The sequence below is a fragment of the Bacillus velezensis genome (assembly GCF_001461825.1).
Classification (GTDB): domain Bacteria; phylum Bacillota; class Bacilli; order Bacillales; family Bacillaceae; genus Bacillus; species Bacillus velezensis.
Window position 1 is genome coordinate 322,178 of record NZ_LLZC01000012.1, and the last position, 12,260, is coordinate 334,437.

Sequence of the window (12,260 nt, forward strand, 5' to 3'; positions counted from 1 at the left end):
GGAGGGTTCTTATGAACGTTCGTGAGTCGGAGCTTCCGGGCATCGGCCAGAAAGTAGAAGTCATTACGAAAAATCACGATAAAATCAGTATTATTCTTCATGATGACGGCAGAAAAGAGCTCTATTACTTCGATGAGAATGATCATGACGAATGCTTGGCATGCGTTGAATTTAACGACGAAGAGGCGAGGCAGATTTCCGCTATTTTAGGCGGGATGACGTATAAGCCGAAAGCGCTGGAATCTGTGGAAGTCGCGCTTGATGGCCTCGTCATTGAGTGGTTTAAAGCCGAATCTCATGCACCGGCTGTCAGCCGTACAATCGGAGATTTGGAGATCAAGAAACATTACAACGTCCAGATTATTGCGATCGTAAAGAAAAATCGGCAAAAACAGCTGAGCCCCGGCATTGATACCGTAATTGAAGAAGGGGACACCCTCGTCATATCGGGAGAAAGAAGCGGACTGAAAAAGCTGGTCCGCGAGCAGTTAACGGCCCGGATTTCCTGAGACCGGGGTTTACTCCCGGGAAAATGGGGGAAAAGATAAGAGTGAACGATTGGGGGCAGACGCATGAATAAACAATGGACTATTATATTCGCATTACTATTTACTCTGATTGTCGCCATTTTTGCTGTCATTAACGTGCGGGCGGTTGAGGTTGATTATCTGTTCGGAACCGCTGAATGGCCGCTGATTTTAGTCATTTTAGGTTCTGTGTTAATGGGAGCGCTGATCGTGTTTTCGGCCGGCATATTTCAAGTGATGAAGCTGAAGCGCGAAATTAAAATGCTGCGGAAAGAAAACAGATCCGCAGGTGAATTGACGGCTGATTCGGACGGCCAAAAAACAGCCGCGCCGCCGGAAGAAATGCTTGAAGAGAAAAAAGGATCAGAATAACATTTGAAACCCCTCAGTCCGCTCTAGTATAATAGGGTGGTTGAGGGGTGAATTTATGTTAGCGTCAAAAATGCGCTGGGAAATCCAGCAGCCGGATCAGGAAAAAGTCAAATCACTCACAGAACAATTGGACATAACACCTCTTGTGGCATCACTGCTTGTAAAAAGAGGTTTTGATACTGCCGAAAGCGCAAGGCTGTTTTTACATACAAAGGATGCAGACTTTTATGACCCGTATGAATTAAAGGGAATGCGGGAAGCAGTTGATCGGATAAAACTGGCGGTTTCTCAAGGGGAACCGATTATGATTTACGGAGATTACGATGCAGACGGCGTTACAAGCACGTCAGTGATGCTGACGGCACTCAGACAGCTGTCGGCGGACGTTGACTTTTATATTCCCGACCGTTTCACAGAAGGCTACGGCCCGAATGAACAAGCTTTCCGTTCCATAAAAGAGCGGGGATTTTCGCTGATCATTACAGTGGATACGGGAATCGCCGCCGTCCATGAAGCTGAAGTCGCAAAAGAGCTGGGCTTAGACGTCATTATTACCGACCACCATGAGCCGGGACCCGAGCTTCCTGACGTATTTGCGATCATCCACCCGAAGCAGCCGGGATGCGGCTATCCGTTTAAAGAATTGGCCGGCGTCGGTGTGGCGTTTAAGCTTGCCCACGCGCTTACGGGTTCTTTGCCGGAAGCTATGCTGGACTTGGCGGCAATCGGTACGGTTGCAGATCTGGTGCCTCTTCATGATGAAAACAGATTAATTGCGTCACTTGGGATCGAAAGGCTTCGGACGACAAATCGGCCGGGCCTCAAAGCTCTGATTAAGCTTTCCGGCGGAGATATCGGACAAGCTGATGAGGAAACGATCGGATTTCAGGTCGCGCCGAGGCTCAATGCCGTCGGAAGAATAGAACAGGCTGATCCCGCCGTGCATCTGCTGATGACCGAAGATCAGTTTGAAGCGGAGGAACTGGCTTCGGATATTGACCGGCTGAATAAAGAGCGGCAGAAAATAGTGAAAACCATGACCGAAGAGGCTGTTGAAATGGTTCAGCAGCAAGGCGGAAACCCGTCTGCCATTGTAGTGGCAAAAGCCGGCTGGAATCCGGGAGTCGTCGGTATTGTCGCATCGAAGCTGGCTGAACGTTTTTACCGGCCCGCTGTTGTGCTTGGGATAGATGAGGAGCAGGGCATCGCTAAAGGGTCGGCGCGAAGCATCAGAGGCTTCAACCTTTTTACGAGCCTTTCACAGTGCAGAGACATTCTTCCTCATTTCGGCGGGCATCCGATGGCGGCAGGAATGACGTTGAAGGCTGAAGATGTGGCGGAATTAAGGGACAGGCTGAATCAAATGGCTGAAGAAACCCTTACGGAAGAGGATTTTATTCCCGTTCAGGAGGTTGATCTTGTCTGCGGCGTTGAAGACATAACCGTTGAAAGCATTACAGAATTGAATATGCTGTCGCCGTTCGGCATGCTTAACCCTAAACCGCATGTGATGGTGAAAAATGCCGTGCTTGATGATGTGCGCCTGATCGGAGCGAATAAAAATCACGTGAAAATGACGGTGAAAAGTGATTCCGCCGTCCTTGACTGCGTCGGCTTTAACAAAGGGGAGCTTGAAGCCGGAGTTGTCCCCGGATCAACGATTTCCATTGTCGGCGAGATGTCCATTAATGAATGGAACAACAGAAAGAAACCCCAGCTGATGATTAAAGATGCTGCGGTGCCGGAATGGCAGCTTTTTGATATCAGGGGCAAGCGGACGTGGGAAGACACGGTCACCTCGCTGCCGAAGGAAAAACGGGTGCTCATCAGCTTTAACGAAAAAACCGCTCAGAAGCTCCGTGCAAAAGAGCTGTCGGGCGAGCTGGCCGGGATCACATCGGAATCCGAGGCGGAAGCTCTCCAGCTTGACGGAAAATATGCCGTTTTTCTGGATGTGCCGCCGTCAGCGGATCGCCTGCAGCATTTGCTTGACGGAAAGAAGCCGGAACGGATTTATTTTGTTTTTATCAATCATGAAGAACATTTCCTGTCCTCATTTCCATCGCGGAATGATTTCAAGTGGTTTTACGCATTTCTCTTAAAAAGGGGCGCTTTTGACTTCGGCAAGCATGGTTCAGAGCTTGCGAGACACAGAGGATGGTCAATTGACACAATCAATTTCATGACAAAGGTGTTTTTTGATCTCGGTTTTGTTAAAATAGAAGATGGTGTGCTGTCTGTCGTGAGCGGCGCGAAAAAACGCGACCTGGCAGATTCGCAAACCTATCAGGTAAAACAGCAGCTGATGGAATTAGACCAGAAGCTCAATTATTCCGCAGCCCATGAGCTGAAGGAATGGCTGAATAAGCTGATGAACCAAGGTTCAGAAGCTTATGAAAGTACGAGGAGGACATAGAACAGATGGATCTTAAAAAATACGTAACAATTGTGCCCGATTACCCGAAAGAAGGCGTACAATTTAAAGATATTACGACATTGATGGACAAAGGCGACGTATACCGTTACGCTACTGACCAAATTGTTGAATATGCAAAAGAAAAAGAAATTGATTTAGTTGTCGGGCCTGAAGCGCGCGGCTTTATTATCGGCTGTCCGGTTGCATACGCTCTCGGAGTCGGCTTTGCGCCGGTTCGGAAAGAAGGAAAACTTCCGCGTGAGGTCATTAAAGTCGATTACGGTTTGGAGTACGGAAAAGACGTACTGACGATTCATAAAGATGCGATTCTGCCGGGACAGCGCGTGCTGATTACTGATGACTTGCTTGCAACAGGCGGCACGATCGAAGCAACGATTAAGCTAGTCGAAGAACTGGGCGGCGTCGTAGCCGGTATTGCGTTCTTAATCGAGCTTTCTTACCTTGACGGCAGAGACAAGCTTGACGATTACGATATTTTAACATTAATGAAATATTAACCGCATATGGAAAAAAGCACTCGTGTCAGGGTGCTTTTTTCCTATTATTTCATCATCCTGACAGATTCTTTAGGTGTTTTGAACTTCTGCCCTTTACATCTCTCGTTTTTTTCTTGATAATAAACTAATACAGTTTACATTTAAAAAAGGTGATTCCATGGCGAACGAACAAGTATTGACTGCCGAGCAAGTAATAGATAAAGCGCGCACTTATCTGCCGGAGGAGCAGATTGCGTTTGTTGAGAAAGCTTACCTGTATGCGCAAAACGCGCATCGCGAACAGTACCGCAAATCAGGTGAGCCGTACATCATTCATCCGATTCAGGTGGCGGGGATTCTCGTCGATCTGGAAATGGACCCTTCCACAATTGCGGGCGGATTTCTGCATGACGTGGTAGAGGACACGGATGTCACCCTCGACGACCTGAAGGAAGCATTTTCTGAAGAAGTGGCGATGCTTGTCGACGGCGTGACGAAGCTCGGTAAAATTAAGTATAAATCTCAAGAGGAGCAGCAGGCGGAAAACCATCGAAAAATGTTTGTCGCTATGGCTCAGGATATCAGAGTCATATTGATCAAGCTGGCGGATCGCCTTCACAATATGCGGACGTTAAAGCATCTTCCGCAGGAAAAGCAGCGGAGAATTTCAAATGAGACGCTGGAGATTTTCGCTCCGCTGGCCCATCGGCTCGGGATTTCTAAAATCAAATGGGAGCTTGAAGACACCGCTCTCCGTTATTTGAATCCTCAGCAGTATTACAGAATCGTCAACCTCATGAAGAAAAAGCGCGCGGAACGCGAACTTTATGTCGAAGAGGTTGTCAATGAAGTGAAAAAACGGGTCGAAGAAGTGAATATCAAAGCGGACTTTTCAGGACGTCCGAAGCACATCTACAGCATTTACCGCAAGATGGCGCTGCAAAATAAACAGTTCAATGAAATATATGATCTGCTCGCCGTCCGTATTCTTGTCGGAAGCATTAAAGACTGCTACGCCGTACTCGGCATTATTCATACGTGCTGGAAGCCGATGCCGGGCAGATTCAAAGATTATATTGCGATGCCTAAGCCGAATATGTATCAGTCGCTGCATACGACCGTAATCGGGCCTAAAGGCGATCCGCTGGAAGTGCAGATCAGAACGTTTGAGATGCATGAGATCGCTGAATACGGGGTGGCCGCACACTGGGCATATAAAGAAGGCAAGGCTGCAAACGAAGAAGCGACATTTGAGAAAAAACTGTCCTGGTTCCGTGAAATTCTGGAATTCCAAAACGAGTCTACGGATGCGGAAGAATTTATGGAATCGCTGAAAATCGATCTGTTTTCTGACATGGTATACGTATTTACGCCAAAAGGCGATGTCATTGAACTGCCGTCAGGCTCTGTGCCGATTGATTTTTCCTACAGGATACACTCGGAGATCGGCAACAAAACAATCGGGGCGAAAGTGAACGGAAAAATGGTGACGCTTGACCATAAGCTCCGGACGGGCGACATCGTCGAGATTCTGACGTCCAAGCATTCATACGGCCCGAGCCAAGACTGGGTCAAACTGGCGCAGACGTCCCAGGCGAAACACAAAATCCGCCAATTCTTTAAGAAACAGCGCCGTGAAGAAAACGTCGAAAAAGGCCGTGAGCTTGTCGAGAAAGAAATTAAAAATCTTGATTTTGAAGTGAAAGATGTTTTAACACTCGAAAATCTTCAAAAAGTTGCCGACAAGTTCAATTTCTCAAATGAAGAGGATATGTACGCGGCGGTCGGGTATAACGGCATTACCGCTCTTCAGGTGGCCAACAGGCTCACTGAAAAAGAGCGGAAGCTGCGTGACCAGGAAGAGCAGGAAAAAATCGTTCAGGAAGTCACTTCCGAGCCGAAACATTATCCGCAAGGGAGAAAACGGGAAGCGGGTGTGCGCGTAAAAGGCATTGACAACCTTCTCGTCCGCTTGTCGAAATGCTGCAACCCGGTGCCGGGCGACCATATCGTCGGTTTTATTACAAAAGGGCGCGGTGTATCCGTTCACCGGGATGACTGTCCGAACGTCAAAACGAATGAAGCGCAGGAACGTCTGATCCCTGTTGAATGGGAGCATGAATCACAGGTTCAAAGACGCAAAGAATATAACGTTGAGATTGAGATTTTGGGGTATGACCGTCTCGGGCTTTTAAATGAGGTGCTCCAAGCCGTAAATGAGACGAAAACCAACATCTCCTCTGTCTCCGGCAAATCCGACCGCAATAAAGTCGCTACGATTCATATGGCGATTTTTATTCAAAACATCAACCATCTGCATAAAGTGGTCGAGCGGATTAAGCAGATCAGAGACATCTATTCAGTCCGGCGGGTAATGAACTAAAAGGAGCTTGCTATGAAATTAGTTGTTCAGCGTGTAACAGAAGCAAGTGTGACGGTTGACGGCGCTGTCGCCGGCCGGATCGGACCCGGCATTATGGCGCTTGTCGGCATCACTCATGAAGATACAGAAGAAGATGCCGCTTACTTGGCGGATAAAATCGTGAATCTTCGGATTTTTGATGATGAAAGCGGCAAGATGAATTTATCGCTTTTGGATACGGGCGGGGAGATTTTATCCGTTTCCCAGTTTACGCTTTACGGCGAAACGAAGAAAGGGAGACGCCCGAATTTTATGAATGCGGCTAAACCGGATCAGGCTGTGCTCCTTTATGAAAAGTGGAACGAACTCCTTCGGGAAAAAGGAGTCAAAGTGGAAACAGGAATATTCGGAGCCATGATGGATGTTCAGCTGACGAATTCCGGGCCGATTACATTGATTATGGATTCTAAACAATAAAAAAAGCTGCCGTTCGGCAGCTTTTTTTATGATTGAAAATAATGTTCCAATCCGCTTTCAATTCCGTCTGTCACTTTTTCCTGATAAGAGCCGCTATGTATGATTGTTTCTTCTTGCGGTTGACTGAGATAGCCGAGCTCATACAGCATGGCAGGCCGTTTATTTTCCCTCAGGACGTAATAATCGCCAAACAGAACGCCGCGATCCGGGATAGGGGAACGCTTCAGTACTTCAGAATGGACGTCTGAGGCAAGCTGGCGATCCTTAGACGGACTGTAATAATAAGCCGTGCTTCCCCGCGTTGACGTATCGGCATAGCTGTCATAGTGAATGCTGATAAAGGCATCCGCATTCCGGTAATGAGAGGTTGAAACCCTGGCCTGCAGGCTGATAAAAGTATCATCCTGTCTGGTGATATACACGTTTGCACCGGATGCCCGCAATTTTTGGGCCAGCAGCTTAGCGGTTTTAATCGTTACGTTTTTTTCAAACTTTCCGGAGTAGCCGATCGTTCCGCTGTCTTTTCCTCCGTGTCCGGGATCAACGACGATCGTTTTGTTTTTAAGTGAGCCGCTGCCGCCCGACGTGTCGGGAGAAGGTGCTTCTCCTGTTTCCTCCCCGCTTTTTGACGTTTGTACGACCCAGTTTGCCACATATGCGGTTTGTCCGTTTTCAAGCCGGACTTCATACCATTTGCCGCTTGAGCCGACAATCGGGTAGGCTGCGCCTTTATCTGCTCTTTTTACGATAGAAGCGGAAGTCGAGGCCGAGCTCCTTAAGTTGGTGCCGCCGTACACAATATACGCTTTTTTCGAGGAGCCTGAGCCCGCAGAACCGTCTCCCGAGCCGGATGCGCTGCCCGATGAGTCAGAATCCTTTATGATGTAGTGGCTTGCTGCCCAGCCTTTTTGCCCGTTTGCTTCAATTTTCAGCCAGCCGTGGTCTTCACTTAAAATGGAAACCTTTGTTCCGCGTGATAATTTAGTCATAATCGCTGAATCATGTGATGCTGCACTTCTGACATTCAATGAAGAAACGCCGACCGTCCCGTTTTTTGACCCGCTTCGGGCCGAAGTTGCTTTCGTATCCGATCCGCCGCTGTCCGCGGTGACGTATTCGGAAGAAACCCATCCGGTTGTGCCTTGATAAGAAATGTTCACCCATCCGCTGTTCTTGTCCAGCACGGATGCATGTGCGCCTTGCGGAAGTTTGCCGATGACTTCATATGATGTCCCCGGGCCTTTTCTGATGCGGAGGTCAGGATCGGTGGAAGTGACCGTTCCGCTTGTTGCGGATGAATTGTCTGCTCCCCCGGCTGTTTTTGATATCAGCCAGGAAACGACCCATCCGGTTTTACCGGGGCTCAGCTGAAGCTGCACCCAGTCTCCCTCTTCTTTAGCGATCGGGTATCTTTCCCCTTTTTTTACTTCAGCCTTAATTCCATAGCTCAGGCCGGGACCGCCTCTGACATTGATCTTGTCTGTCGCGATGACCGCTTCTCCCTCTGCGGCGATTGCGGTGTGGAATGACGGAAGAAGCGCTGTGATGATGACGCCGCATAAAATAAGAGCAAGAGTTCTCTTCTTCATGGCTGTCCTCCTTTCTGAACTAACTAAAATACATTCTTGTATAATATCGTATTTTCCTTGCTGAATGTTAAATAAAAATAAAATGGTTTGTTTATACTAGTCATAAATACAGCGAAAAGGTGTGCAAATCATGAAATATCAACCAAAAATGGGACGCGCGCTGCACGATGCGGAAGGAAATCTGCACTTCAGTGATCAGAGCGATAGAGAAAAGGCGGGTTTTCTTGAAGAGACGGCGACGGAGTTCGGTCTCTTATCGAAAGAAGCGGTCGCAAGGAAAAACAGACGGAATAAAACTTGACAGGGGAGTGCAATCCCATTATTATAATAGAAATTGATGTAAATAAGTCATGATAACGATTTTGAACCGATAATGGAGAAGAGTAGGTCAGAATGCATGGAGAAGAGAGGAACCGTCCCGGGCTGAAAGCGGATCCGCACTGCATCTTTCTCGAAACAACACTCCGGAGGTTCCCTGCTGAACGCTTTTGCAAGTCATTAGGCAGCGGACGTGAACCTGCGTTAAAGGTCAGAGCGGGGATGCTTCGGCATTCCAACTAGGGTGGCACCACGGGTATAACTCTCGTCCCTACTATACATGTATAGTAGGAGCGGGAGTTTTTTTATTTGAAGAAAGACATTAAGGAGGCCTGTAACATGGCATATCACATTCCAAGAGGCACACAGGACATACTGCCGGGTGAATCAGACAGATGGCAGTTCGTCGAACAAATTATGAGGGAGACGTGCCGCACTTATCAATATAAAGAAATCCGCACGCCGATTTTCGAGCATACGGAACTGTTCGCAAGAGGTGTCGGTGAGTCTACAGATATCGTGCAGAAAGAAATGTACACGTTTGAAGACCGTAAAGGGAGAAGCCTGACGCTTCGGCCGGAAGGAACAGCCGCCGCAGTCCGCGCGTTCAATGAAAATAAATTATTTGCGAACCCGGTGCAGCCGACGAAGCTTTATTATGTCGGACCGATGTTCCGTTACGAACGTCCGCAGACAGGGCGTTTCCGCCAATTCTATCAATTCGGAATTGAAGCGATCGGCTCCAAAGATCCGGCCGTGGATGCAGAAGTCATTGCGCTTGCGATGAGTATTTACCGTAAAGCCGGTTTGAAACATATCAAGCTTGTGCTGAACAGCCTTGGTGACCAGGAGAGCCGCAAATCCTACCGGGAAGCGCTCGTCAAACATTTTGAACCGCGCATCGGAGAATTTTGCTCAGACTGCCAGTCGCGTCTGCACACAAACCCGCTCAGAATTCTTGACTGCAAGAAAGACAGAGAGCATGAACTGATGAAAACGGCTCCGTCCATTCTTGATTACTTAAATGAAGAATCAGCCGCTTATTTTGAGAAAGTAAAACAATACTTAAACGATCTCGGCATCCCGTTCGAAATAGATCCGAATCTTGTCAGAGGGCTTGATTATTATAACCATACCGCTTTTGAAATTATGAGCAATGCCGAAGGATTCGGAGCGATTACAACCCTTGCCGGCGGGGGCCGCTATGACGGGCTTGTTGAACAGATCGGCGGACCTGAAGCGCCGGGTATCGGATTTGCGATGAGCATCGAACGTCTGCTGGCAGCCATTGACGCTGAGAAAACAGAGCTTCCCGTCAATCAGGGGATTGACTGCTACATCGTGACGCTCGGAGAAAAAGCGAAGGATTATTCCGTTTCCCTCGTGTACAAACTGAGAGAAGCGGGCATCTCAAGTGAAATCGATTATGAAAATAAAAAGATGAAGGGCCAATTCAAAACGGCTGACCGTCTCGGCGCACGTTTTATTGCGATTTTAGGGGAAGATGAACTTGCCCAAAATAAAATCAATGTAAAAGATGCGGAAACAGGAGAGCAGCGTGAAGTGGTGTTAGACGAGCTGATACAAGTGTTAAAGGCAGATCAAAAGCAGTGAAGGAGAGGAACGCTATGTTTGGAAGAACATATTATTGTGGCGAGATAACTGAAAAAGCGATTGGCGAAACCGTCAAACTGAAAGGGTGGGTGCAGAAACGGCGCGATCTCGGCGGCTTGATTTTCATTGATTTGCGCGACCGCTCGGGTATTGTGCAAGTCGTGTTCAACCCTGACGTATCGAAGGAAGCCCTTGCCGCAGCGGAAGCAATCAGAAACGAATATGTGCTTGATATCGAAGGCACGGTTTCTGCCCGTGAAGAAGGCACGGTGAATCCCAACCTGAAAACCGGTAAAATTGAAATCAAAGCTGAAGCGGTGACGGTGCTCAGCACGGCGAAAACGCCTCCGTTTCCGATCAGTGACCAGGCGGCTGACGTTTCTGAAGACGTCCGGTTAAAACACCGTTATTTGGATTTGCGCCGCCCGGCGATGTTTCAAACATTGCAAATGCGCCATCAAGTCACAAAATCCATCCGCCATTTCTTGGATGAAAACGGATTTCTTGATATTGAAACACCGATTTTAACAAAAAGCTCTCCCGAAGGCGCCCGTGATTACTTGGTGCCGAGCCGGGTGCATGAAGGAGAATTTTACGCCCTTCCGCAATCGCCGCAGATTTTTAAACAGCTTCTGATGGTGTCGGGCTTTGAACGGTATTATCAAGTGGCCCGCTGCTTCCGCGATGAAGACTTGCGTGCCGACCGCCAGCCGGAATTTACGCAGATTGATATCGAAATGTCCTTTATGAGTCAAGAGGACATCATGGCTCTGGCGGAAGAGATGATGGCGAAAGTCATGCTTGAAACAAAAGGTGTTGAAGTACCGCTTCCGCTTCCGAGAATGACATATGAAGAAGCGATGAACAGCTACGGTTCCGACAAGCCAGATACCCGCTTCGGCATGCTGCTGACGGACGTGTCAGACATAGTGAAAGATACTGAATTTAAGGTGTTCTCATCAGCCGTGGCAAACGGCGGCGTTGTAAAAGCGATCAATGTCAAAGGCGCTGCCGGCGACTATTCCAGAAAAGATATCGATGCGCTCGGCGTTTTTGCCGGAAATTACGGCGCGAAAGGTCTCGCTTGGGTGAAAGTTGAAGCTGACGGCGTAAAAGGCCCGATTGCGAAATTCTTTGATGAAGAGAAGCAGGCAAAACTGGCTGAAGCGCTTGATGCTTCTGAAGGCGATCTGCTCCTGTTCGGGGCTGATAAGTTTGAGGTTGTGGCTCAATCCCTCGGCGCGCTTCGCTTAAAGCTCGGCAAAGAACGCGGCCTGATTGACGAAAGCCTCTTCAACTTCCTATGGGTTGTGGACTGGCCGTTACTGGAGCATGACGAGGAAGAAGGCCGTTTCTATGCGGCTCACCACCCGTTTACAATGCCTGTCCGTGAAGATCTTGACCTGATTGAAACGGCGCCTGAAGATATGAAAGCGCAGGCTTACGACCTTGTCTTAAACGGCTATGAACTCGGCGGAGGCTCAATCCGTATTTTTGAAAAAGACGTTCAGGAAAAAATGTTCGGGCTTCTCGGCTTTACAAAAGAAGAAGCGGAGGAGGAGTTCGGATACCTTCTTGAAGCCTTTGAATACGGCGCCCCTCCGCACGGCGGAATCGCGCTCGGCTTAGACCGTTTGGTTATGCTTCTTGCAGGCCGCACAAACTTAAGAGATACGATCGCTTTCCCGAAAACGGCAAGCGCAAGCTGCCTTCTTACGGAAGCGCCCGGCGAAGTGAGCGACGCCCAGCTTGAAGAACTTCACCTTTCTGTCAAAAGAAAAGTGAAACAGTAAAGATCAGCAGTTTGTTTCTTGAAAATCAAAATCTGCTGTGATATGATTTTGACAAGTTAAATAAAGTCCTGATGTGTTAGTTGTACACCTAGTTTTGACCGAACATTTTTTTGATTTGGGAGCCCGTATTTTTAAATGGCGTACATGCCTCTTTTCATTCGTTAAGAGGACTTACAAGATTTAAAAAAGGGCACCCACCTGCTGAGAGCGGGTTCAAAACGAAGGAAAGCTGCAACGGCACAATTGGGACTTTATTTTTTGTGCGCTAAAACCAGCGGCTTTTTGACAAGCCGAG

The 12,260-nt window shown here is 48.2% G+C and carries 10 protein-coding genes, 1 other RNA gene and 1 other annotated feature; of the genes, 10 read left to right on the forward strand and 1 reads right to left on the reverse strand.

All coding sequences use genetic code 11. From position 1 onward, the window contains the following. The first annotated feature begins 11 nt into the window (after positions 1 to 11). From AR442_RS05790 to dtd, 6 genes are all read left to right on the forward strand, one after another. Positions 12 to 509, forward strand: a complete 498-nt coding sequence (locus tag AR442_RS05790; RefSeq protein WP_014418529.1) for a cation:proton antiporter regulatory subunit — start codon at positions 12 to 14, stop codon at positions 507 to 509. A 63-nt stretch (positions 510 to 572) separates the two neighbouring features. Next, entirely contained in the window at positions 573 to 899 is a 327-nt protein-coding gene (locus tag AR442_RS05795; protein WP_014418528.1) for a LapA family protein, read from the forward strand. A gap of 55 nt (positions 900 to 954) precedes the next feature. Next, a complete protein-coding gene (recJ, locus tag AR442_RS05800; RefSeq protein WP_014418527.1) occupies positions 955 to 3,315 on the forward strand; it encodes a single-stranded-DNA-specific exonuclease RecJ in 2,361 nt (786 codons plus the stop codon). Between the two features lie 5 nt (positions 3,316 to 3,320). Further along, positions 3,321 to 3,833: an adenine phosphoribosyltransferase gene (locus AR442_RS05805; protein WP_003152714.1), complete on the forward strand. Its 513-nt coding sequence runs from the start codon at positions 3,321 to 3,323 to the stop codon at positions 3,831 to 3,833. A gap of 157 nt (positions 3,834 to 3,990) precedes the next feature. After that, a complete protein-coding gene (gene relA / locus AR442_RS05810; RefSeq protein WP_003152716.1) occupies positions 3,991 to 6,195 on the forward strand; it encodes a GTP diphosphokinase in 2,205 nt (734 codons plus the stop codon). 12 nt (positions 6,196 to 6,207) lie between these two features. After that, positions 6,208 to 6,651 carry a D-aminoacyl-tRNA deacylase gene (gene dtd, locus AR442_RS05815; RefSeq protein ID WP_007408194.1) on the forward strand — a complete coding sequence of 148 codons (444 nt, stop codon included), beginning with the start codon at positions 6,208 to 6,210 and terminating at the stop codon, positions 6,649 to 6,651. Positions 6,652 to 6,677: 26 nt separating this feature from the next. Here the strand turns inward: dtd and AR442_RS05820 are convergent, their stop codons facing one another. Then, positions 6,678 to 8,240: an N-acetylmuramoyl-L-alanine amidase family protein gene (locus AR442_RS05820; protein ID WP_014418526.1), complete on the reverse strand. Its 1,563-nt coding sequence runs from the start codon at positions 8,238 to 8,240 to the stop codon at positions 6,678 to 6,680. A gap of 130 nt (positions 8,241 to 8,370) precedes the next feature. On the opposite strand from AR442_RS05820, the gene AR442_RS20435 reads away from it, so the two are divergent. The 4 genes from AR442_RS20435 (at position 8,371) to ssrS (ending at position 12,219) form a co-directional block, all read left to right on the forward strand. Next, entirely contained in the window at positions 8,371 to 8,541 is a 171-nt protein-coding gene (locus AR442_RS20435) for a YrzK family protein (RefSeq protein WP_003152722.1), read from the forward strand. A gap of 60 nt (positions 8,542 to 8,601) precedes the next feature. Continuing rightward, positions 8,602 to 8,834: a binding site (T-box leader), on the forward strand. Between the two features lie 63 nt (positions 8,835 to 8,897). Further along, positions 8,898 to 10,172 (forward strand): histidine--tRNA ligase, encoded by a 1,275-nt coding sequence (gene hisS, locus AR442_RS05825; protein WP_014418525.1) that lies wholly within the window; start codon positions 8,898 to 8,900, stop codon positions 10,170 to 10,172. 14 nt (positions 10,173 to 10,186) lie between these two features. After that, positions 10,187 to 11,965, forward strand: a complete 1,779-nt coding sequence (gene aspS / locus AR442_RS05830) for an aspartate--tRNA ligase (RefSeq protein WP_007408199.1) — start codon at positions 10,187 to 10,189, stop codon at positions 11,963 to 11,965. Positions 11,966 to 12,027: 62 nt separating this feature from the next. Beyond that, positions 12,028 to 12,219, forward strand: a non-coding RNA gene (ssrS, locus tag AR442_RS05835) — 6S RNA. Positions 12,220 to 12,260: the final 41 nt, after the last annotated feature.

Bases quoted from the DNA above. Each gene is read 5' to 3' on its own strand.
- recJ (WP_014418527.1), top strand. From the start codon at position 955: ATGTTAGCGTCAAAAATGCGCTGGGAAATCCAGCAGCCGGATCAGGAA.
- AR442_RS05795 (WP_014418528.1), top strand. From the start codon at position 573: ATGAATAAACAATGGACTATTATATTCGCATTACTATTTACTCTGATT.
- relA (WP_003152716.1), top strand. From the start codon at position 3,991: ATGGCGAACGAACAAGTATTGACTGCCGAGCAAGTAATAGATAAAGCG.
- aspS (WP_007408199.1), top strand. From the start codon at position 10,187: ATGTTTGGAAGAACATATTATTGTGGCGAGATAACTGAAAAAGCGATT.
- hisS (WP_014418525.1), top strand. From the start codon at position 8,898: ATGGCATATCACATTCCAAGAGGCACACAGGACATACTGCCGGGTGAA.
- dtd (WP_007408194.1), top strand. From the start codon at position 6,208: ATGAAATTAGTTGTTCAGCGTGTAACAGAAGCAAGTGTGACGGTTGAC.
- AR442_RS05805 (WP_003152714.1), top strand. From the start codon at position 3,321: ATGGATCTTAAAAAATACGTAACAATTGTGCCCGATTACCCGAAAGAA.
- AR442_RS05790 (WP_014418529.1), top strand. From the start codon at position 12: ATGAACGTTCGTGAGTCGGAGCTTCCGGGCATCGGCCAGAAAGTAGAA.
- AR442_RS05820 (WP_014418526.1), bottom strand. From the start codon at position 8,240: ATGAAGAAGAGAACTCTTGCTCTTATTTTATGCGGCGTCATCATCACA.
- AR442_RS20435 (WP_003152722.1), top strand. From the start codon at position 8,371: ATGAAATATCAACCAAAAATGGGACGCGCGCTGCACGATGCGGAAGGA.